The organism is Paralcaligenes sp. KSB-10, from assembly GCF_021266465.1.
In the GTDB taxonomy this organism is placed as follows: domain Bacteria; phylum Pseudomonadota; class Gammaproteobacteria; order Burkholderiales; family Burkholderiaceae_B.
The window spans coordinates 3,641,667-3,663,744 of record NZ_CP089848.1; the positions used below are offsets into that span (position 1 = coordinate 3,641,667).

At 58.6% G+C, this 22,078-nt stretch carries 17 protein-coding genes; 10 read left to right on the forward strand and 7 right to left on the reverse strand.

The features are described 5' to 3' along the window. Positions 1–3: 3 nt before the first annotated feature. From LSG25_RS16705 to galE, 3 genes are all read left to right on the forward strand, one after another. Positions 4–882, forward strand: a complete 879-nt coding sequence (locus LSG25_RS16705) for an endo alpha-1,4 polygalactosaminidase (RefSeq protein ID WP_232742014.1) — start codon at positions 4–6, stop codon at positions 880–882. 68 nt (positions 883–950) lie between these two features. Further along, complete coding sequence (locus LSG25_RS16710; RefSeq protein ID WP_232742015.1) at positions 951–1,952, forward strand: GGDEF domain-containing protein; 1,002 nt, start codon at positions 951–953, stop codon at positions 1,950–1,952. A gap of 39 nt (positions 1,953–1,991) precedes the next feature. After that, complete coding sequence (galE, locus tag LSG25_RS16715) at positions 1,992–3,002, forward strand: UDP-glucose 4-epimerase GalE (protein ID WP_232742016.1); 1,011 nt, start codon at positions 1,992–1,994, stop codon at positions 3,000–3,002. Between the two features lie 48 nt (positions 3,003–3,050). Here galE and LSG25_RS16720 read toward each other — a convergent pair whose 3' ends face one another. The 3 genes from LSG25_RS16720 to LSG25_RS16730 all read right to left on the reverse strand — a co-directional run bounded on the left by LSG25_RS16720 (position 3,051) and on the right by LSG25_RS16730 (position 7,842). Further along, positions 3,051–6,032, reverse strand: a complete 2,982-nt coding sequence (locus tag LSG25_RS16720; RefSeq protein WP_232742017.1) for a bifunctional diguanylate cyclase/phosphodiesterase — start codon at positions 6,030–6,032, stop codon at positions 3,051–3,053. Positions 6,033–6,264: 232 nt separating this feature from the next. Then, positions 6,265–7,536 carry a diaminopimelate decarboxylase gene (lysA, locus tag LSG25_RS16725; protein WP_232742018.1) on the reverse strand — a complete coding sequence of 424 codons (1,272 nt, stop codon included), beginning with the start codon at positions 7,534–7,536 and terminating at the stop codon, positions 6,265–6,267. Positions 7,537–7,620: 84 nt separating this feature from the next. Continuing rightward, complete coding sequence (locus LSG25_RS16730; protein WP_232742019.1) at positions 7,621–7,842, reverse strand: lipoprotein; 222 nt, start codon at positions 7,840–7,842, stop codon at positions 7,621–7,623. Positions 7,843–7,873: 31 nt separating this feature from the next. Here LSG25_RS16730 and cyaY point away from each other — a divergent pair, with 31 nt between their 5' ends. Beyond that, a complete protein-coding gene (gene cyaY, locus LSG25_RS16735) occupies positions 7,874–8,203 on the forward strand; it encodes an iron donor protein CyaY (RefSeq protein ID WP_232742020.1) in 330 nt (109 codons plus the stop codon). A 39-nt stretch (positions 8,204–8,242) separates the two neighbouring features. Here the strand turns inward: cyaY and LSG25_RS16740 are convergent, their stop codons facing one another. Then, entirely contained in the window at positions 8,243–10,690 is a 2,448-nt protein-coding gene (locus tag LSG25_RS16740; protein ID WP_232742021.1) for a penicillin-binding protein 1A, read from the reverse strand. Positions 10,691–10,805: 115 nt separating this feature from the next. Here LSG25_RS16740 and LSG25_RS16745 point away from each other — a divergent pair, with 115 nt between their 5' ends. The 3 genes from LSG25_RS16745 to LSG25_RS16755 are packed head-to-tail and all read left to right on the forward strand — an operon-like array spanning position 10,806 to position 13,633. Continuing rightward, positions 10,806–11,417 carry a shikimate kinase gene (locus tag LSG25_RS16745; RefSeq protein WP_255696595.1) on the forward strand — a complete coding sequence of 204 codons (612 nt, stop codon included), beginning with the start codon at positions 10,806–10,808 and terminating at the stop codon, positions 11,415–11,417. Beyond that, entirely contained in the window at positions 11,414–12,499 is a 1,086-nt protein-coding gene (gene aroB, locus LSG25_RS16750; protein ID WP_232742022.1) for a 3-dehydroquinate synthase, read from the forward strand. The genes LSG25_RS16745 and aroB overlap by 4 nt, the downstream gene beginning before the upstream one ends. Positions 12,500–12,508: 9 nt before the next feature. Continuing rightward, positions 12,509–13,633: a deoxyguanosinetriphosphate triphosphohydrolase gene (locus LSG25_RS16755; protein WP_232742023.1), complete on the forward strand. Its 1,125-nt coding sequence runs from the start codon at positions 12,509–12,511 to the stop codon at positions 13,631–13,633. 39 nt (positions 13,634–13,672) lie between these two features. Here LSG25_RS16755 and LSG25_RS16760 read toward each other — a convergent pair whose 3' ends face one another. Both LSG25_RS16760 and LSG25_RS16765 read right to left on the reverse strand, forming a co-directional pair. Next, positions 13,673–15,043, reverse strand: a complete 1,371-nt coding sequence (locus LSG25_RS16760; protein ID WP_232742024.1) for an MFS transporter — start codon at positions 15,041–15,043, stop codon at positions 13,673–13,675. 129 nt (positions 15,044–15,172) lie between these two features. Next, entirely contained in the window at positions 15,173–16,792 is a 1,620-nt protein-coding gene (locus LSG25_RS16765; RefSeq protein ID WP_232742025.1) for a GMC family oxidoreductase, read from the reverse strand. A gap of 35 nt (positions 16,793–16,827) precedes the next feature. Between LSG25_RS16765 and LSG25_RS16770 the strand changes: the two genes are divergently transcribed. Both LSG25_RS16770 and LSG25_RS16775 read left to right on the forward strand, forming a co-directional pair. Then, positions 16,828–17,001, forward strand: coding sequence for a hypothetical protein (locus LSG25_RS16770; RefSeq protein ID WP_232742026.1), 174 nt, complete (start codon positions 16,828–16,830; stop codon positions 16,999–17,001). A gap of 33 nt (positions 17,002–17,034) precedes the next feature. Continuing rightward, positions 17,035–17,805, forward strand: coding sequence for an IclR family transcriptional regulator (locus LSG25_RS16775; protein ID WP_232742027.1), 771 nt, complete (start codon positions 17,035–17,037; stop codon positions 17,803–17,805). 23 nt (positions 17,806–17,828) lie between these two features. On the opposite strand, the gene uvrA is transcribed toward LSG25_RS16775, so the two are convergent. Further along, complete coding sequence (uvrA, locus tag LSG25_RS16780; RefSeq protein WP_232742028.1) at positions 17,829–20,687, reverse strand: excinuclease ABC subunit UvrA; 2,859 nt, start codon at positions 20,685–20,687, stop codon at positions 17,829–17,831. A 128-nt stretch (positions 20,688–20,815) separates the two neighbouring features. On the opposite strand from uvrA, the gene LSG25_RS16785 reads away from it, so the two are divergent. After that, positions 20,816–22,024 carry an MFS transporter gene (locus LSG25_RS16785; protein ID WP_232742029.1) on the forward strand — a complete coding sequence of 403 codons (1,209 nt, stop codon included), beginning with the start codon at positions 20,816–20,818 and terminating at the stop codon, positions 22,022–22,024. Positions 22,025–22,078 lie beyond the last annotated feature (54 nt).

The following is a 22,078-nucleotide window of genomic DNA, read 5'->3' on the forward strand; positions in this document are numbered from 1 at the left end:
TACATGCGGTTGCCGTTCCTATTGCGTTCCTCGCTGTCCCGCAAAATACGTTATGGTCTTGGCCTGCTGGCGGGGTTGGTGGCGTCGCTTTGTTTTGGCGGCGCGTCTGCCAACACGATGGCGGCACCGCGCAGCATTGCTTTTTATTATGGCAAGACGCCCATACTGAAACAATTGGCGCAGTTTGAATTTGCCGTGGTCGAACCTGGCCACGGATTTGTGCCCGTCCACACGAGCCATAAAACCCGCTGGATCGCGTATGTCAGTGTCGGCGAGGTCAACAGTTCGCGCGACTATTACTCTGCCATTCCCAAGTCCTGGATAATTGGCCATAACGCGGAATGGAGTTCCGACATCATCGACCAAACCGCGCCGGGCTGGCCGGAGTTCTTCGTCGAACATGTCATTGCGCCGCTATGGCGGCAAGGGTATAGCGGCTTTTTTCTTGATACGCTCGATTCGTACCAACTGGTCGTGAAGGATGCTGCCCAGCGGCAACAGAACCAGGAAGGGCTAGTTGCCGTGATTCGCGCCATACATAAACGTTTCCCGCGCGCCGCCCTGATACTCAATCGAGGTTTCGAGCTGTTGCCGGAGGTACATAACGATGTTTACGCGGTCGCCTTCGAGTCGCTTTTCAAGGGCTGGAGCGAATCGCGCGGCGAATATATTGATGTATCTGATACGGATCGCGAGTGGCTGCTGGCACAGGCCAGCACGGTAAAGCAGCAGTATGGCTTGCCGGTCATTGCCATTGATTACTGTCTGCCGACGAACCTGCAGTGCTCGCGCGACACCGTGCGGCGCATCAGGGCGCTGGGCCTGGTGCCTTATGTCGGCGACGGCCGCTTGCAAACGGTAAACCTTGCCTCCAGGCATTAGCAGGCCAGTTCGGTCGGCGGTTTCGCGCACGTCTTGGCCCCCGCATGTTAGGACTAAAAACAGATCAAATGTCATTTATAGCAAATGAGAACGAGGTTTTTGGGCACAGGGCAGATTTTCTTGCGATGGAAGTGCTATCGGTTCAATTGAACATTTTGCAGGTGTTCATGCCGATGGACTGCTGGTTTGTGGGCAGGCAGGAAGAGGCGCATGTCGAGGTCGTGGCCACTTTTGGGGGCGTCGATGCCATTGCGGCCAGCCATCTGGCCAGCCTGCTGGCCAGCGATGGAAACGATCAGGGCGCTGCCAAAGGGTTCAGCCACCGGCCGGTCAGTGAAATGGAATTGAAGGCACTTGCTTCCGCCCAGGTTTCCGCGCTTCATCCCAGGCACGTTTTCAAGGCTGATTTGCGGCGTGGCGACGGAAGAATATCCGGGATGGTGGCGGGGTTTTTGTCGCAGCAATTGCTGCCAGGCGTTTACCCGCCTTCGCGTACCAGGGAAATAGCGCTTTGCCTGAGCGCCATAGCGCAAACCTTGAGCATGCACGTCGAGCTGGCTGCGGCCGAGAAACTGGTGCTCGAAACGCAGCAGGATGCCCAGATCGATTCCTTGACCAAGGTTCTCAACCGGGCAGGCTGGAACAAGAAGTTGCGAAGTGTGGCGAGCATCGAGGAAGAAGTCGCCATCGGTTTTCTCGATCTGGATTTTTTAAAGCTGGTCAACGACTCCCACGGCCATTTGGCCGGCGACGATTTGCTGAGGCGCACCGCGCAAACAATCAAGGCGGAACTTCGCAACAATGACTGCATCGCCCGCCTGGGTGGCGACGAATTTGCGGTAATGCTCCGGAATGTGGCCACTACGGATGCCAGTGAGCTGAAAAAGCGGCTTCAATTGGCGCTGAGCGAAGCCGATATCAAGGCATCGATTGGTGTTGCACTCAAATCCGAGGCGGGTTCGCTGCAAAAAGCCTTACAATTGGCCGATTCCCGCATGTATGAAGAAAAGCGCACAAAGCAGCGCCCGCTGGCCAATAACAGCCATGTTCTGAACTTCGGCCAAGTCTGAGCCGGGTTTGTTTTTACATAAACTGCAGGCTTATATCCCATGATTCCAACGATATTAGTTACCGGAGGCGCCGGCTTCATCGGCAGCCACACTACAGTCGCCTTGCAGGAAGCGGGCTATCGTGTATTGATTCTGGATAACTTGTGTAATAGCAGCCCTACGGTACTGCGGCGCATCGAACAAATTACCGGCGTCGAGCCGGAGTTCGTTCAAGCCGATATCCGCGACGGTGGAGCCCTCGATGCATTGTTCCAGGCCCATCAAATTACCGCTGTCATGCATTTTGCGGGCTTGAAAGCGGTAGGCGAGTCGACCCGGCTGCCGCTGGCTTATTACGACAACAATGTAAATGGCAGTGTGCAGTTGTTGAGCGCCATGCAGCGGGCCAATGTGAATACATTTGTGTTTTCATCGTCGGCCACTGTGTATGGCGATCCGCAAAAACTGCCGCTAACCGAAGATCACCCCCGTTCGGCCACCAATCCTTATGGCCATACCAAGCTGGTGGTGGAAGATATTCTCGAGAGTTTGTATAACGCACAAGCAGGCTGGCGCATTGCGCGCTTGCGTTATTTCAACCCGGTGGGCGCCCACCCCAGCGCCCTGATTGGCGAAGCCCCGCAAGGCGTTCCCAATAATCTGATGCCCTATGTCGCCCAGGTGGCCGCGGGCCAACGCGACAGGCTTCAGGTATTCGGCAGCGATTACGATACGCCCGACGGCACCGGAGTGCGCGACTATATTCATGTCATGGATCTTGCGCAAGGTCACGTGGCGGCGCTGCGCTATTGCGAGCAGGCCCGGCAGGATCTGCTGACTGTCAATCTTGGTACTGGGAAAGGATACTCGGTGCTCGACATGGTGCGTGCCTTCGAGCAGGCGAGCCGGAAAACCGTGGCCTACGATATCGTGGCCCGCCGTCCTGGCGATATCGCGGCGTGCTGGGCCGATACGTCGCTGGCGGAGCAGAAGCTTGGCTGGCGCGCCGGAAAGAACATCAAGGACATGTGCGAAGACGCATGGCGCTGGCAGGCGGCATCGGCAGGCTAAGTCCGAGGCTGCGGCTCCGGAGCGGCTTGAAGCCTGCTTCAAGCCGCATCAGTGCCAGTCGGTCGGGGGCAGATTGTGATGTTGATCCCAGAAGTCGGTCGCGGTTTGCGGCGACGATATACTACGCACCAGGTCTCTCATGTGTTCGTCCAGAATAACGCTGTCTATGTTCTCGGCCGCGAGGAGGGTATCCGGGGATAGTGGCCGGGCAATGGCATAGCCCTGAACGTAATCAACTCCCATTTTTGCCAGCGCTTCCAGGGTCTCACCGTTTTCAACCCATTCGGCAATGCTTTGCATGCCAAGATTGCGGGCCATGGCGACTATCGCTCCGACAATCGCCACATTGACTGGGCGTTCATTCATATTTCTGATGAAGGATCCGTCGATCTTGATTGCGTCGGCGGGCAGCTCGCTAAGATAGGAAAACGAGGTATACCCTGCGCCGAAATCGTCAAGGGCGATGCGCACTCCCAGCGCCTGCAGGCGTTTGATGAATCGCCGCGTGTTTTCCATATCGTGCAGGGCGACGCTTTCTGTAATTTCCATGCAAAGCATCTGGGCCAGATGTTCGAATCTGGCCAGTATGGCAAAAAAATCGTCAACGAATTTCTCGTCGTTCAGCGACATGCCGCTCAGATTGACGCACACGAACTGGGTTTTCGGCAATTGCTCCTGGTGGGTATCCAGCCATTGCAGTGTTGTGGCGAATACCCATTTATCGATGACCGAGATGGTGCCGCTTTCTTCGGCCGCGGCAATGATTCTTGAGGCCGGAATGAGCGCGCCGTTCGAATCGTGCATTCTGAGCAGGACTTCGAAGTTCAGGGTTTCATAGGGCTCGCGCAGCGACATGATGGGCTGCATTTCGAGAAATAGCCGCTGCGGCGAGAATCCGCTGCCCAGTTCCTTGATCAGGTGCAGATCCTGGAGGTGCTCCTGGAATGCCTGCGCATTGCGTTCGTAAACCATGACTTGACCTTGATTGGCTTTTTGAGCAGCCCTGCAAGCTCGGGCTGCCGTGGATATAGCATCTTGCGTTGATGTTTGCGTAGTAACTTCGACGAGGCCGACGGATGCCCTGGTCTGGAATGCTCGTGTTCCGATCTGGCATGGGGTAGCCCGAAGATCGTCTATGATTTTTTGAGAAATCTCTTTCGCCCGATCGATCGGGCAATTCTGAAACACGATAACAAACTCGTCGCCACCGACGCGTCCCAGGTACTGTCCAGGGAGGAGTATGGATCCGACTCTCAGGCATACCTGTTTGAGCACATCGTCGCCCGCCGTATGGCCGTATAGATCGTTGATGATCTTGAGCGGGCTCAAGTCCATGTAGGCCAGGGCAAAGGGCTTGCCGGTAATCAACGACTTTAAAGATTCGTTCAGCTTTTCTTCAATCCCCCGCTGATTGAGTGTGTTGGTCAGTGGATCGTGATTGGCCAGAATGCGCAATTGAGCGATGGTGTGTGCCTGTTCTGTGATGTCTTGCAGGGAGCCTTCGATCCTGGAGCTGGCGCGTACTGCCTTGGCCAGGAAATGCCGTTGCCTGGTGTGCTGGCCCGCCAGGCTCTGTATTTCTATTTCGGTATCGACGCCCTGCAGGGCCGCCGCCTTGAGCTTGTGCCAGTTTTCTGTGCCGAAGTAATCGGCCCATTGCCGTATCGTGTCCGCGCCTGGGATAAAGGCCAACATCTGCTCCAGTGCCAGATTAGTTCGTACGATAGTGCCGTCGTCTTCGAGGGTAAATAGTCCTATTGGCGTAACCTCATAAGTGCCTTGCAGCTCTGCCTGCGCCTGTATTCTTTCCAGACGTTCGATCCGCATGTGCTCGGCAATGGCCAGGGCAACGATCGTGCTCGACAGCAAGGCGGCCGCAACATTGATCAGGCTGCTGCTTAAAAAAGCGATATTCCGGGATTCCGCCAGAGCGTGGGCAATACCGGTAGTTAATACGATACCCAGAGAGATGCTGTACCAGAGCGCAACCCGGGATCGCGTCGCGATCAGAATGCGGCTTAAAAGAAAAATGGCTATGGCAATGCCAAACGTGGTGAGCAGCCACATTACGGGAAGAAACTGGGTGTATGGCAAGATGCCGGCGGCCACCAGCAAAGCCAGACCCGCCCACAAAATGGCCCGCTGCATACGTGGGAAGTTAATGTGTGCCAGGTCGTTTGTAAACAGCTGGGTGAATAGCGAATATGTCAGCAGGTAATAAATTGCAATGGTCGTTTTTCTGAGAAACGGCAGCCAGGCGTAAGGAATTGCATGCCCCAGCCACTGCGTATCCCAGCCCATGGAAAGTGCACTGAGGCGCAGGTTGCCCAGCAGCCAGGCGGCAAACAATAGATACATCCATTCACGATTGATCACCGCGAATATCAGGACTATCAGCGTCAGTGTGAGCAAGCCGCCTTCGAGTATGCCTGCGCTGCGGTCGTATTCCGTAACCGATTTCTCCATTTCGATGTTCGACCACAAGGTAGCCGACAGGCGCGCTTTGCCCAGGAAATCGGCCTTGCACAGAATCGATACGGGCAAGGCATTGTTCGGGATCCCGATGACAAAGCCCGATTTGACGTGCTGGACGCTACCCATCGCCTTGCTGCGATCCGCCTTGCCCAGCAGGGCCTGTGTCGCGGCATACCAGCAGGCCAGAGTTTGCGCATGTTCCGATGGCACCTCTACGCTCATGCCCTTTCCCTGGCTTGAGGCGGGTATGACAAACGAAAACCATACAGGCGACTCCTGCGCCCGTATTGGATGCGAAGCGGCAAGCGGCTGCTCTTGAAGTTCGGTGAGCGCCTGGGCAGGGCTTTGGATGTTAGGTCCTTGGCTGGCCATACGCATGGCAAGCGGAGTGCCCGGCGTGAAATCGTACTGATTATTCAGGGTGAGCAGAGTCAGGATGGAAATAACGACAATACCGAGGGGTACCGCTCGAAATGAAAAATAATAGAGCAGTTGATCCAGAGCGGTAAGGTACTTTTTAGTGAAATTCCGGTGAAGAATTGTCAGCCATGCCATGATTCACCTTGTCGGAATTCGCTTGGTCCGCTCATCCAGATTCCTTTGTCCCTTGTTGTTTATATCTTTTAAACTCAATGGTATTGATGATATGGCATTTATAGCTTTATTTATGAGAGTTGGCATTGGTTGATTCCGAATAGTGGTTTTGGTTTGTAACGGAATCGGGCAGGTCAATTTGCAAGTGCTTGAGTTTAGGTCTATTCGCTGTGGATTGCGATCGTTGGCGGCATTATTTCGTTTCCGGCAACAGGGTTTCGCTGGCGAACAGGCTGTGGAGCGGCTCGCGCGGACGCACTACATGATAGTGTTCGCCGTCGACCATGACTTCGGCAGCGCGTGGGCGCGTGTTGTATTGGCTTGCCATGGTAAAGGCATAGGCCCCGGCCGACATGATGGCGAGCAGGTCGCCCTGTTGCAGGGCGAGCATGCGGTCGCGCGCCAGCCAGTCCCCGCTCTCGCAAATGGGGCCGACAATATCGTATTTCCGGGCCGACTGACCGCGCGGCTCGACGGCTTCAATGCTATGCCAGGCGTCGTAGAGTGTCGGGCGGATCAGGTCGTTCATCGCGGCATCGACGACAGCGAAGTTCTTGGCTGTACTGTGTTTCAGATACTCGACCGTCGTCAGGAGCACGCCGGCATTGCCGACCAGGGAACGTCCGGGCTCCAGTACGATTTGCAGATGGCCCAGGTCGCGTGCCTGCAGGCGCTCGAACACCTGATCCAGCAATACCTTGGGCGACAGCGGCGTTTCGTCGGTGTAGCGTATGCCGATGCCGCCTCCCAGGTCCAGATGCCTGATGTGCACGCCTTGTTGCGCCAGCGTTTCGATCAGCGCCAGCAATTTTTCAAGCGCATCCAGATACGGACCGACTTCTGTAATTTGCGAACCTATGTGACAGTCCACCCCTACCACGCGCAGGCTCGGCAGCGAGGCCGCCCGCTGGTACGTGGCCAGCGCGGCTTCAATCGCTATGCCGAATTTGTTTTCTTTCAGGCCTGTTGAAATATAGGGGTGCGTCAGCGCGTCGACGTCGGGGTTGACGCGCAGCGAGACATCGGCAACGACACCCGCTTGGCCGGCCACCTCGGCGAGCCGTACCAGTTCGGCCTCGGACTCGACGTTAAAGCATTTCACGCCGGCCTTCAGGGCGGCCCGCATTTCCCATACTTGTTTGCCGACTCCCGAAAAAACGATTTTGGAGGGGTCGCCGCCTATGGCAAGTACCCGGGCAAGTTCGCCGCCCGATACGATATCGAAGCCGGCACCCAGGTTTTTGAATTCGTTCAGGACCGCCAGGTTCGAGTTGGCTTTCATGCCATAGCAGATCAACACATTGCGTTGGCCCGCGGCTTGGCGGTAGGACTCCCAGGCATCGTTCAGCGCTTTGCGCGAATAGACATAGAGCGGGGTGCCAAATTCTTGGGCCAGTTTTGTCAGAGGGACGCTTTCAGCGTGTAGAACCCCATTCTGGAACTGGAAATCGGGAGCAACGGTCATGAGCGGTGTTTCGGATGGATAAAGTGAGCAAGACAAGTGTGTGCGGGCTGGGCCGTTCCGGTGAAACGGCGTTGGCCAGCGGGCTTATTTAATGGGGGAGGTCTGCGCGCCGGTTTGGTCGGGCGCCTGTGTGGCCGGCAGCGGAACGCTGGTGGGTGGTTTGGTCAGGGACGCATCGGGCGGCGGAGGCGGGGGCATGTACAGGGGGCCCTTGTAGCCGCATCCTGCCAATGCCGCCAGCATGGCGAAGCTGGCTACAATACGGGGCATAGAACGGGTGGGTGTCGAGGTTCGGGACGCTTGCATGACAAAATTCCAAGTGCGGTAGTGTGTGATTATGAACGAAACTGAATTTCTTGCTCGAAGCGAGGCCATGCTTGACAGTCTGGAGAGTCAGTCAGACGACTGGGTCGCTCTGCACGACCTCGATATCGAGGCCAATCGCAGCGGCAATGTGCTGACCCTGATATTCAACGACGCCGTCCATGTCGTGGTCAACAGCCAGGCTCCCATGAAGGAAATGTGGGTTGCCGCGCCCAGCGGCGGTTTTCATTATCGCTATGATGGACATAATTGGAATGATACCCGGGGCGGCCCCAATCTGGCCGAGGCCTTGTCGCAAATTTTTTCCGAGGCGGCCGGCGTGCCGCTCAAGGTCAGCGTGTAGCCGGATCAGGGGCCGAAAGCGGCGTAATCCGGCATGGCCCTAGAAGGGCACCTTGTCGGGCTGGGCGGCGCCGTTGCGAGTGGTATTCCCACCGCTCAATTGATTGAGCAGATTTCCTATGCCGTCGTTACTGCCGACGGCGGCGCCATTGCTGTCGAGGCTGTCGCCGGTAGGCAGCCCGACTCGCGCCACGGCTTGGCCGGGCGGGAATTCCGAGAAATAATAATCGCCGTCGATTTTGCTTAATCCTGGGGGCATAGGCCCGGGCGGTGTTTGCGGCTGGTCTTTTAGAGCAAAGCGCATGAAGTCGAGCCAGATCGGCAGAGCCGCGCCGCCGCCGGTTTCGCGATCACCCAGCGAGCGCGGCTGGTCGTAGCCCATCCAGGCTATCCCAACCAGCTTGGGAGTAAAGCCGGCAAACCAGGCATCGCGCGAGTCGTTGGTGGTACCGGTTTTACCGCCGATATCGTCGCGTTTGAGTTCACGGTGCACACGGGCTCCGGTACCGTACGTGGCCACACCGCGCAACAGGTCGTCCATGACATAAACGGTGCGCGGATCAATGGCGCGTGCCGCCGCGTCACCGGCAATGGTGGGCTTGGCCTGCATGATGACCTTGCCGCTGCTGTCGGTAACGTGATCGATGAGATAGGGGGGGACGCGGTAGCCGCCGTTGGCGAACACGGAATACGCACCGGCCATTTGCAAGGGAGTGACACTGCCCGCGCCCAATGCAAGGGGCAGCACGGCGGGCTGGCGGGCACGGTCGAAACCGAAGCGGGTGATGTAGTCTTGCACGTATTTGGGGCCGACCGCCTGCATGATGCGGATGGACACCATGTTCATGGACTTGTACAGCGCCTGGCGCATGGTAAGCATGGGGTTGTATTCGTTGCCGTAATTCTTTGGCGTCCAGGCCTTGGAACCGGTTTGCGCCGCCGTGAGCGAGAATGGCTCGTTGGAAATTTGCGTGGCCGGCGTCAGGCCGCGCTCAAGCGACGAAGCGTACAGAAACGGCTTGAAGCTGGAGCCCGGCTGGCGCCACGCCTGCGTGACGCGGTTGAACTTGCCCTGGTCGAAATCGAAACCGCCCACCATGGCCTGAATGGCGCCGTCTTGCGGGTTCAAGGCCACAAAAGCCGCCTGCACCGACGGCATGTTGATGACTTCCCAATAATCGCCGTTTTTATGGATGTACACGACCGAACCACGCTCGATCTTGACTCCGGCCTTGGCGTTTTTTGCCAGGCCTCGCGCCACGACGCGCAAAGCCCGCTTGTCGGTGATGTCGATGATTTCCTGTGAGCTGCGTGCCACCGTGATCTTGTTGGGATCGGCCGACAGCACCAGGCCAGTCAGCAGGTCGCCGCTGTCGGAGTATTTTTCCTGGAGGTCATCGATGATGCTGTCGAGCTTGGCCGGGTCTTTTTCGATGCCGGCGGGAAGGTCGATGGTTTCTTCGGGGCCGGGATAGGCCGAGCGGCGCGTGTAGTCGAGTATGCCCGAGCGCACTGATTTATAAGCCTGTTCCTGGTCTTTGGAGTTGACCGTGGTATAGATATTGAATCCGCGCGAATAGATGTCGTCGTGGTAGACATCGAAAAGCAATTGGCGCGCCAGTTCGGCGACATAGTCGCCATGAATGGTGTAGCCGCCCGACGGCGTGCCGGCGGCCGACTTGATTTGAATGGGCTGCGCCATCGCCTGTTTGTATTCGGCGTCGGTGAGGTAGCCCAGGGCCTTCATACGGCCCAGCACATAGCCTTGGCGCACCTTGGCGCGCTGGAAATTGGCAATGGGATTGAAGCGCGAAGGTGCCTTGGGGATGCCGGCCAGCATGGCCGCTTCGGCCGGTGTGATTTCGGACAGGGGCTTGCCAAAGTAGGTGCGCGATGCGGCGGCAAAGCCATATGCGCGATGACCCAGGTAGATCTGGTTCATGTACAGATCGAGGATCTGGTCTTTGCTTAAATTGGCTTCGATTTTAAAGGTGAGCAGCAGCTCGTAAAACTTGCGGGTATAGGTTTTTTCCGACGACAGGTAAAAATTGCGCGCTACCTGCATGGTAATGGTGCTGGCGCCCTGGGATTTGGACATGTGCACGATGTTGGCGATCATGGCGCGCGCCACACCCGACCAGTCGATTCCGCCATGCTGGTAGAAGCGGTCGTCTTCGGCCGATAGAATGGCCGATTTCATGACGTCGGGGATTTCATTGAACCGCAGCACGTTGCGCCGTTCCTCGCCGAATTCGCCGATCAATACCTTGTCGGCGGTATAAATTCGCAGCGGTACCCGCGGCCGGTAGTCCGTCATGGCGGAAAGATCGGGTAAATTAGGCCAGGCCAGCGCGAGGGCAAGGGCGCCCAGCAGCGCACCGCATAGCCCCAGGCCTGCGATGAAAATCGCCGTTTTGAGGAAAAAACGCCCAACCCAGGAATGGGATGCGGAGCCGGAATCGGATTTGGAGGAGGTAGGAGAACTCATTACGGGCGATTTTAAGTCTAACCAGGGTCAGACTATGATTTACGCATTAGGTTTCTGTAACCGAATAATGCAGTGTATCCGTCTATCGAGGGATTGCAAGTGAGATAATACACAAATGAACGACTCTTTATGTTGCGGCGCCGCGCCGACCGACCCTAAAGGCACTATCGATGCCTGTCGCTCCGAGGGAGTGACGCTGCCGTACGATCGGCCCATTTTCCTTGTCGGCATGATGGGTGCCGGCAAAACGACTATTGGCCGCAATCTGGCGCGATTGTTGAATCGCGAGTTTCTCGATCTGGATCATGAGCTTGAAGCACGTTGCGGAGTTCGGGTGTCGTTAATTTTCGACATTGAAGGCGAGGCGGGGTTCCGTCGCCGCGAAACCGCCCTGCTCGATGAATGTTCACGCCGGCCCGGCATTGTACTGGCAACCGGAGGCGGAGCGGTGCTGTCGGCCGAGAACCGCCGCTATCTGGGCGAACGAGGCGTGGTGATTTATTTGCATGCCAGCGGCGACGAGCTCTATCGCCGGGTGGCGCGCGACCGCAACCGGCCTCTGTTGCAAACGGCCGATCCACGAGCGCGCATCCAGGTCTTGCTCGAGCAGCGCGAACCGCTGTACAGGGAGGTGGCGAGCCTTACCTTCGAAACCGGCGTCATGCCTATTGCCCAGGTGGTTCAATCCCTGATTCCTTTATTGCAAAATCACGAGATTCATTCATGAGCACGGTTCAAGTGAACACGCCCGGCGGGTGCTATCCCATTCATATTGCAGCGGGCCGTCTGGATCGCCTGGCCGACAGCATTCCGGCCGACGCCACGGCAATCACCATCGTCACCAATTCAACGGTGGCGGGCTATTACGGCAAGCGCGCGGAGCAGGCCCTGGCCCAAACCGGCAAGCGCCTGGTGCGCATCGAACTGCCCGACGGCGAAGCCTATAAAGACTGGCAAACCCTGAACCTGATTTTCGACGCTTTGTTACAAAATCGTCTGGATCGCCGTGCCGTGCTGGTGGCTTTGGGCGGCGGCGTCATCGGCGATATCTGCGGTTTTGCGGCGGCCACGTATATGCGCGGCATACGTTTTGTCCAGGTGCCTACCACCTTGCTGGCCCAGGTCGATTCTTCGGTGGGCGGCAAGACCGCCGTCAATCATCCGATGGGCAAGAATATGATCGGCGCGTTCTACCAGCCGATTGCGGTCGAGGTCGATACCGATGTCCTCAATACTCTACCCCCGCGCGAAGTAACGGCGGGTCTGGCCGAAGTCATCAAATACGGGATGATTATCGACGCCGATTTTTTTTCCTGGTGTGAACAGAATGTAGCCGCCTTGAGGGCGCTGGATCCCGCCGCGCTTACCTATGCCATTCAGCGCTCGTGTGAGCTCAAGGCCTTGGTCGTTTCGCAGGACGAGCGCGAATCGGGTCTGCGGGCCATACTGAATTTTGGCCATACATTTGGCCACGCCATCGAATCGGGCCTGGGTTTCGGCACATGGCTGCACGGTGAGGCGGTAGGTTGCGGCATGGTCCAAGCGGCTGAGCTTTCGGCGCTTGCTCTGGGCTTGCCGACGGCGAGTGTCGAACGCGTGCGGGCATTGGTCCAGGCTACAGGATGTCCGGTGCAGGCACCCGATCTGGGCGCCGAGCGCTGGATCGACCTGATGCAGGTCGACAAGAAAACCGAAGCGGGCCAACTGCGATTCATCCTGTTGCCGCAAATAGGCCAGGCGGTATTCCAGCCGGCGCCCGTCGATGCATTGCGGACGGTTCTTGAAAGAACCGCCGTTGCCAGCCTCTGAGTGGCGGCCATGCCGGAACTCGCACTGTACGCCTGTCGCCCCGAGCAGTCGCACGGCCGCATTCATCCCGAGGCTGCGCCCAGCAATCGCAGCCAATTCCAGCGTGATCGCGATCGCATCATTCATTGCACGGCCTTTCGCCTGCTTGAATACAAGACGCAGGTTTTCATCAATCACGAAGGCGACCTGTTCCGCACACGCCTGACCCATAGCATCGAAGTGGCCCAGATTGCCCGCTCCCTGGCCCGCAATCTGGGCTTGCACGAAGACCTGACCGAAGCGATCTCCCTGGCGCACGATCTGGGGCATACGCCGTTCGGTCATGCCGGCCAGGACGAGCTCAATGCCTGCCTGCGCGAGCTGGCTCCCGGGGTGGGCGGGTTTGAGCATAATTTGCAGAGCCTGCGTGTGGTCGATGAACTGGAAGAGCGCTATGCCGCCTTCAATGGTTTGAATCTGTGCTTTGAAACACGCGAAGGCATACTCAAGCATTGTTCCTTGCGCCATGCGCGTCTGCTGGGCGAGGTCGGCGAACGCTTCGTGAACAAGACCAGGCCTTCGCTCGAAGCCCAGATCGCCAATCTGGCCGACGAAATCGCCTATAACAATCACGATATCGACGATGGGCTGCGTTCAGGGCTGATCTCTATAGAGCAACTGCAAATGCTGGAGATTTTTGCCACGCATTATGCCCAGGTGATGCGGCAGTATCCGAACCTGGAACGGCGCCGCGCGATTGCGGAAACGATACGCGCAATGATCAATACCCTGGTGCTCGACCTGACCGACACGACCCTGGCCAATATACGTCAGCATCAGCCCGATGGCGTCGACGCAGTGCGCCGCGCACCCGCGTTGGCCGCGTTTTCGGTGTCGATGCGGCGCCAGGCCGATGCCCTGAAAAGTTTCCTGCTTGAAAATCTGTACCGTCATTATCGCGTCATGCGCATGACGAACAAAGCGCGCACCATCGTGCGCGATCTGTTCGTGGCTTTTTTGAACGAGCCGCGCCTGCTGCCCCCCGACCACCAGCGTTCCGATCCGCTTTCGCAGGCCCGCGCCATTGCCGACTACATCGCCGGCATGACCGATCGCTTTGCGATCCGTGAACACGAGCAGCTGTTCAATATGTGAATGCCAAGGGGCGGCCCAGGCGGCCGCCCCTTGGGGTAATCATCGGGATACCGCATCCGTGGAGGCAGGCCTTGTACCTGCTCGCTGGATAGACGCATCGATTGTCCTATGGGCCGATACATCACCTGCGCGATTTGCCGATCTGCCGATCAGCCATGCGCTGTAGGCCGATACAACTCCGGAAAAGATTACATACAGCACGATATGCCATGGCCGCCCGTCATTGGTCTTGAGCAATGCCGTTGCAATCAGGGGCGTGATGCCCGACGCGAATATGCCCGAGAACTGATAGACAAACGAAATCCCGGTATAGCGCACCTTGGTGTCGAACAGTTCGCAAAACAGCGCCGCCTCAGGTCCGTAGATGGAGGCGTAGAAAATGCCGAAAGGAATGATGATCGATAGCCAGACCACCATGACGTGATCGGAATAATTGGTCATGAACCAGAAGGCGGGCAGAGCCGAAAAGGCCGTGATCAGCGAACCCCAGAAATAGGTGCGGGTGCGGCCGTACTTGTCGGACACGGCGCCGAAGTACGGAATGAAGAAACACATGACGATGGCGGCGGCCATCACTCCGGTCAGGGCTTCGGTACGATTGATCTTGACCGTGTTGGTCAGGTAGCTGATTGCGAAAACCGCAAAAACGTTGAAGAAGACGCCATCGATATAACGCGCGCCCATCCCTTTCAGGATGTTGCCCGGGTAGCGTTTCATCATGTCGTAGAAGGGCACCTTCGATTCGGCGTTGGCTTCTTTGACCTTTGAGAATTCAGGGGTTTCCTGTACTGTCAAACGGATATAGAGCCCGACGAAAACCAGCAGGGCCGAGAGCATGAATGCGACTCGCCAACCCCAGTCCAGGAACGCCTCGTTCGACAATGTGCCCGACAGCAGGGCCACTATGCCCGAGGCCAGGCACAACCCGATCGACAGGCCTATCTGCGGCAGCGATGCGTAAAATCCGCGTTTGTTCTTTGGCGCATATTCGTAAGTCATGAGGACTGCGCCACCCCATTCTCCGCCCAGCCCCAGGCCCTGGACAATGCGGCACAAAAGCAGCAGGATGGGAGCCCAGATGCCGATTGAGTCGTAGGTGGGGATGAACGCAATCAGGAATGTCGCCAGGCCCATGATCATCAAGGTGAAGATGAGCATGCTTTTGCGGCCGATCTTGTCGCCGAAGTGGCCGAAAATAACCCCGCCAAAAGGCCGTGCAATAAAGCCCACCGCGAATGTGGCATAAGCCAGCAGCGTCCCGACCACGGGATCATGGCTGGGAAAATACAGCTTGTTGAATACCAGGCCGGCGATGACTCCGTATAGGAAAAAGTCGTACCATTCGATGGTTGCCCCGATGAGCGAGGCGGTGACTACCTTCCTGATTGCTTTTTTATCTGGACTGGACATGTTGTCTCCTTGAAAAAGGGGCGCCTGCGGCAAATATTGCCGGGGCATGATGCTTTCTTTTTGTAGTGCTGGGTGCCGCTTGCTGCGCAAGACGCCCTGCCTGCCTCGGCAGGGCGCCGGTTTTCGTAACTAATGTGCCGGATGTCGGGCGTCTTCCAGAATGAAATCGGCCGCACGCTCGGCAATCATGACGACCGGCACATTGGTATTGCCTGAAACCAGTGTCGGCATGATCGATGCATCGACGACTCGCAAGCCCTGGATGCCGTGTACCTTTAATCTGCCGTCGACCACCGAGCCGGGGTCGCCGGCCGGCCCCATTTTTGCGGTACCCGAGGGATGGAAGATGGTCGCGCCGTTTTCGCGGCAGAATTGCAGGATTTCATCGTCTGTCTGCACGGCCGTTCCCGGGCGAAACTCTCTTTTCATCAGGCGGTTCATGGGGGCGGCGGCCGCCAGGCGCCGGGCATATTTCACGCCCGCCACGGCGGTGCGCCGATCCAGATCGGTCGATAGATAATTCGGCTGCATCGAAGGCGCTTCGAATGGATCGGCCGACTTGATGTTGATTTCACCGCGCGATTCGGGCCGCAATTGGCAGATCGAATACGTGCAGCCCGAAAAATCATGCACCGCGCCACCGGCCATGTCGGCTGACAGCGTGCCGAAATGGAACTGGATGTCGGGCGTGGCGCTTTCCTGCGGCAAGGCGCGGCAGAAAAGTGCGCCCTGGTTGATGCCGATGGCCAGCGGCCCGCCTCTGAAAAGCAGCCACTGCAGGCCGATCTTGCTTTTGCCCCAGAGCGTGCGCAGCTGGTCGTTGGTGGTAATGGGCTGGGTGACCTCGTAGATCAAGCGGATCTGCAAATGGTCTTGCAGGTTCTTGCCGACGCCGTCCAGGTCCTTGACGACGGGGATGCCGAATTTGCCCAATAATCCCGAGGGGCCTATGCCCGACAACTGCAGCAACTGAGGCGACTGAATGGCGCCGGCCGAGAGTATGACTTCCCGATTGGCCGACAAAGTGTGTTCGGTGCCGTTCTTTTTATAGCGTATGCCGCAGGCCCGCGTGCCCTGCATCAGCACGGCCATGGCCTGCGCATTGGTTTCGATGCGCAGATTGGGCCGCCCGCGGGCAGGGTTCAGATAGGCGACAGCCGTCGAGCAGCGCCTGCCTTTGCGTGTGGTGAGCTGGTAATAGCCGACTCCTTCCTGGTCGCCGGTATTGAAGTCGCGAAGTTTTCGCAAACCCATTGAGGCTCCGGACTGGATCAAGGCCTCGACGAGCGGATGCCGGGTCTTGATGGATGTGGCATTGAGCGGGCCGGCGGTGCCCCGGGTGGGGCCCGCCCCCAGGTCATTGTTTTCCAGCTTGCGAAAATAGGGCAGGCAATCTTCCCAGCCCCAGCCGGGATTGCCCTGTCGCACCCAGCGGTCGTAATCCTGCTTCTGGCCGCGTATGTAGATGAGCCCATTGATGGAGCTCGATCCGCCCAGTGTTTTGCCGCGCGGCCAATAGATTTTGCGCCCCATCATGTTGGCGTCCGGGTCGGTATAGAAGCCCCAATTCAGCTTTTTGTGAAACATGGTTTTGCCGTAGCCGATAGGGATATGGATCCAGGGATTGCGATCCGGCGGTCCGGCCTCGAGCAGACATACGGAATATTTGCCGTTTTCGCTCAGTCTGTTGGCCAGCACGCAGCCTGCTGATCCCGCGCCTACGACGATGTAGTCTACGGTGTGTGGCATGTTGTCTCCGGTTCTATTGCTCAATCTATCGAAAAATGGAGATTGGCGAAAAGTATTTATTGGAATTTGCTTATCTGGGTGTGCGTATTGAAAATCGTTTAATGGAACACCATATTTCAATACTTATTGATTTGCGTGTGCGCCGCAAGATAGAATCAAGCCCTATTCCGCTGCTGAAACAATATATTCCGCTGGTGTTTCAGTATTGAACCGGGTGCTGTCTCTGCTGCAAGGCAAATTGCATGTCCAATGAGTCTTCTCGTTATTTGCGTGTTCCCAGCCTGCTGGAGCAACTGGCCCGCACCCAGCACCCGCAAACGCTGGCGCAGTTGGCGCAGCGCCTGGATCTGCCCAAGACGACGCTGATGCGCATGCTGCGCTCCCTGGTCGAGTCCGGCCTGGTTGTCCAGACACCCAATGAACGGGGCTATGTGCTGGGGCCGCGCGCGACTCGCCTGGCCCTGGCTACCCTGCGCACGCCGAGCTTTTCCAGATCGTCGCGGGCGATTCTGGGCCAGCTCGTCGAGGTGCTGGGCGAAACCTGCAATCTGACGACACTGGACGGCGACGAGATACGCTATCTGGAGCGTGTGGAAACGCATCATCTGCTGCGCCTGCAACTGGAGGTGGGCACTCACGTTCCCTTGCACTGCACGGCAAGCGGCAAGCTGATGCTGGCCTCGCTGGAGCCCGCCCATTGCGCGCAGATCCTGGGGCGGATCAAGCTGGGCAGTTTTACGCCGCGCACCTTGACCGACCGGGCTGCGCTCGAAGCGGAACTTGCGGACATCCGTCAGCGCGGCCTGGGCATTGATCGCGAGGAGTTCGTACTGGGCATGGTGGCGGTCGCGGTGCCGGTGCTGGACGCCCAGAAGAAAGTCATAGCGGCCGTAGCGTGCCACGGCCCCAGTGCGCGAATTTCACTGGAATTCCTGCTGAACTCGGTACCGACCCTGAAGAAGGCGGCGCTCGCCATGGGCGCCGCCTTGGGCGACGATTCCATGCTGTGGTAGGGGCCGCCCTTGGGCCTGTCCGTTCAGGCCGGCAGGTGGGCGCCCAACAGTGGCTTCAGGTAGCGCCCGGTGTGGCTGGCCGGTGTGGCGGCGATGGTTTCAGGAGTGCCTTGCGCGACGATGCGCCCGCCCCCGTCGCCGCCTTCCGGACCCATGTCGATCACCCAGTCTGCCGTTTTTATGACATCCAGATTGTGCTCGATAATGACTACGGTATTGCCGGCATCGACCAGTTGACGCAGTACTTCCAGCAGCAGCGAAATATCCTGGAAATGCAGGCCGGTGGTGGGTTCGTCCAGGATATAAAGGGTGCGGCCGGTGCTGCGCTTGGACAGCTCGAGCGATAATTTGACGCGCTGCGCCTCACCGCCCGACAGCGTCGTGGCGCTTTGCCCCAGGCGCACGTACGACAGGCCTACATCCATGAGCGTGTTCAGCTTGCGCGCCACCGTGGGCACGGCCTCGAAATACAGCAGCGCCTGCTCGACGGTCAGGTCCAGCACTTCGCTGATGGTGCGGCCGCGGTAGCGGATCTCGAGGGTTTCGCGGTTGTAGCGCTTGCCGCCGCACACATCGCAAGGCACATACATATCGGGCAGGAAATGCATTTCGACTTTGACGACGCCATCGCCCTGGCAGGCTTCGCAGCGCCCGCCCTTGACGTTGAAGGAAAAGCGCCCCGGGTCGTAGCCGCGTGTGCGCGACTCCGGAACACTGGAAAAGAGCTCGCGTATTGGCGTGAACATGCCGGTATAGGTGGCCGGATTGCTGCGCGGCGTGCGCCCGATAGGACTCTGATCGACATTGATGATCTTGTCGAAATGCGACAGGCCGTCCAGCGATTCGTAAGGCGCGGATTCGGTCTGGGCCCGATGCAGTTGCTGGGCGACGGCGGTGGCCAGCGTATCGTTGATCAGGGTGGACTTGCCCGAGCCTGAAACGCCTGTAATGCAGACCAGGCGCCCGGCCGGGAGCGCCAGATCGACCGCCTTGAGGTTGTTGCCGGTACAGCCTTTGAGATACAGCCAGTCGAGCCCGTCGTTGACCGGCCGCCGGAGCGGTATTTCGATGCGCCGCGCTCCGCTCAGGTACTGGCCGGTCAGGGAATCGGGATTTTCGGTCAGGGTTTGCGGCGTGCCGGACGCCACGATCCGGCCGCCGTGTTCGCCGGCCCCGGGGCCCATGTCGATCACGAAATCGGCCGAACGTATCATGTCTTCGTCGTGTTCGACCACGATCACGCTGTTGCCCAGGTCGCGCAAATGCTGCAGGGTTTCGATCAGGCGGTCATTGTCGCGCTGGTGCAGCCCGATCGAGGGCTCGTCCAGCACATACATGACGCCGGTCAGGCCCGAGCCGATCTGGCTGGCCAGGCGTATACGCTGCGCCTCGCCGCCCGAAATCGTGTCGGCGCTGCGGTCCAGCGACAGATAATTGAGTCCGACATTATTCAGGAACTGCAGGCGGGCTTCGATTTCACGCACAATGCGCTCGGCGATTTCCTTTTTGGCGCCCGTCAGCTCGAGCGCCTGGAACCAGGCCAGGCACGCCGACAGCGGCATTGCTTCGACTTCGAAAATGGCGCGGCCACGCCGTTGGGCCGTACCCACCTCGTGGCCGATCAGCACATGGCGCGCTTCGGTGCGCAGGCGCGAGCCGCCGCAGTCGGGGCAGGTTTTGGTGTGCCGCAGCTTGCCGAGGTCTTCGCGTACGGCGTTCGAGTCGGTTTCGCGCCAGCGCCGCTCAAGATTGGGAATAATGCCTTCGAAAGCATGTTTCTTGACGGTCGAGCGGCCTTTTTCGTTCAAGTACAAAAACGGGATTTCTTCCGCGCCCGAACCGTACAGCACACATTGCCGCACTTCGGCGCCGAGCTCCTCGAAAGGCGTGTCGATATCGAAGCCGTAATGCGCGGCCAGGCTGGTCAGCAGTGTATGGGTAAAGGCATTGCGGCGATCCCAGCCATGCACCGCGCCGCTTGCCAGGCTGAGTTCGGGAAAGGCGACGACGCGCTTCGGGTCGAAAAAATCAACATGGCCCAGGCCGTCGCAGGCGGGGCAGGCGCCCACGGGATTATTGAAACTGAACAGGCGCGGTTCCAGCTCGGTCAGGCTGTGATGGCAAACCGGACACGCGTAGCGGCTGGAAAAAGCCTGTTCTTCGCCGGTATCCATATTCAGGGCAAGCACCCGGCCTTCCGCGAGATTCAAGGCTGTTTCAAAGCTTTCGGCCAGGCGTTGCTGGCTTTCGGGCTTGATGCGCAGCCGGTCTATGACGACGTCCACATCGTGCTTCTCGGTTTTTTTAAGCGGGGTGAGTTGATCGATTTCGATCATCTCGCCGTTCACCCGCAGCCGCACGAAGCCCTGCGCCTGCAAGCTGGCGCATTCATCTTCGAAACTGCCTTTGCGTGAGCGTGCCAGGGGGGCGAGGATAGCCAGACGGGTATCTGCGGCCCAGGTCATGACTTTGTCGACCATCTGGCTCACGCTTTGAGCTTGCAGCGGCAGGCCGTGATCGGGGCAATAAGGGGTGCCGACCCGCGCGTACAATAGGCGCAGATAATCGTGGATTTCGGTAATCGTGCCTACGGTGGATCGCGGATTGTGGCCCGCCGACTTCTGTTCGATCGAAATCGCCGGCGACAGGCCTTCGATCAAGTCTACATCGGGCTTGTCCATTAGCTGCAGGAATTGCCGGGCATAGGCCGACAGGCTTTCCACGTAGCGGCGCTGCCCTTCGGCGTATAGCGTGTCGAACGCCAGCGACGATTTTCCGGATCCGGATAGCCCTGTTACCACTACCAACTTGCGCCGCGGCAGGTCGATGGAGATGTTTTTCAGGTTGTGCGTACGGGCGCCCCGGATGCGAATCGCGTCCATCTGGTTCTTTCAGGTATTTCAAAGGCTAACTTGCTACTATAGCGCGCAGTCCCGATCTTTGCGCAGGGCGCATGGGTTCGGGCACTTCAGGCAGTGCGCAGGACCCTGTTTTTCAAAGAAGAGTTTTCATGACCCACCATACCCCTCATCCGGGCAAATCCGAGCGTCTCAGGCTAAAGCTGACCCCCACCGAACGGCGCGCCAGCACCATGCTGGCCCTATTGTTTGCCTGTCGCATGCTGGGACTATTTTTGCTGACCCCTGTTTTTGCCGTGGCGGCGCACACCATACCCGGGGGCAACGATGCCGCCAAGGTCGGGCTGGCGCTGGGCGCCTACGGCCTGACGCAGGCCCTGATGCAAATTCCCTTGGGCATGGCGTCCGATCGTTACGGTCGCCGCCCCGTCATCGTATTCGGCTTGTTGCTGTTCATCGCCGGCGGGGTGATTTGCGCCCTGGCCAACGATATCAACTGGATTATTGCCGGCCGTGTGGTTCAGGGCCTGGGCGCCATTTCCGCCGCCATCACGGCCTGGCTGGCCGATGCAACCCGGCCTGAAGTTCGCACTCGCGCCATGGCCATGGTGGGCGGTTCGATCGGCATTTCCTTTGCCGCATCGCTGGTGCTGTCGCCTTTGCTGGTCGGTGAGTTTGGCCTGTCGGGCCTGTTTTGGGCCATCAGCCTGCTGGGCTTCGTGTGCCTGCTGATCGCCACCTTTGTCGTGCCGGTCGTGCCCTTGGCCAAAGCCCCTATCGTGCAGGTCAAGCCGCGCGACGTCCTGGCTCACGCCGACCTGCTGCGCCTGAACTTCGGGGTGTTCTGCCTGCATTTTGTGCTGATGTCGATTTTCATCGTGGCGCCCGGCCTGCTGGCCCGCCTGGGCGGCTACGACTCGGCGCATTTGTGGGAAGTCTATCTGCCGGTGATTCTGCTCTCGTTCGTGCTGATGGTGCCGGCCGTGTTCTACGCTGAAACACGCCACGCGCATAAAGTCGCGCTGGAGGTTTCAGTGGCGGGCCTGGTCGTGGTGCTGGCGCTCATGCCCTTGGCCAGCCATGCTTTCCTGGCGCTGGTGGCAACGTTTGTGGGTTTCTTTGTTGCCTTCAATATTCTGGAAGCCCTGCAGCCTTCCCTGGTGTCGCGAGTGGCTCCGCCCGAGTTCAAGGGCCTGGCCCTGGGTTTCTACAATACGGCCCAGGCCCTGGGCGTATTCATGGGCGCGGTGGTGGGCGGCCTGCTGGCCTCGTACGGCGACGCTTCCAAGGTGTTCCTGGTGGCTTCCGCCCTGACTTTTGTCTGGTTCCTGATTGCCCGCGGCTTCAAGGGGCATGGCTGAGCCGATCCGGTATTTTTGATTGCGCTTCAGGCTTGACCAGAAGGGCAGCCGCCA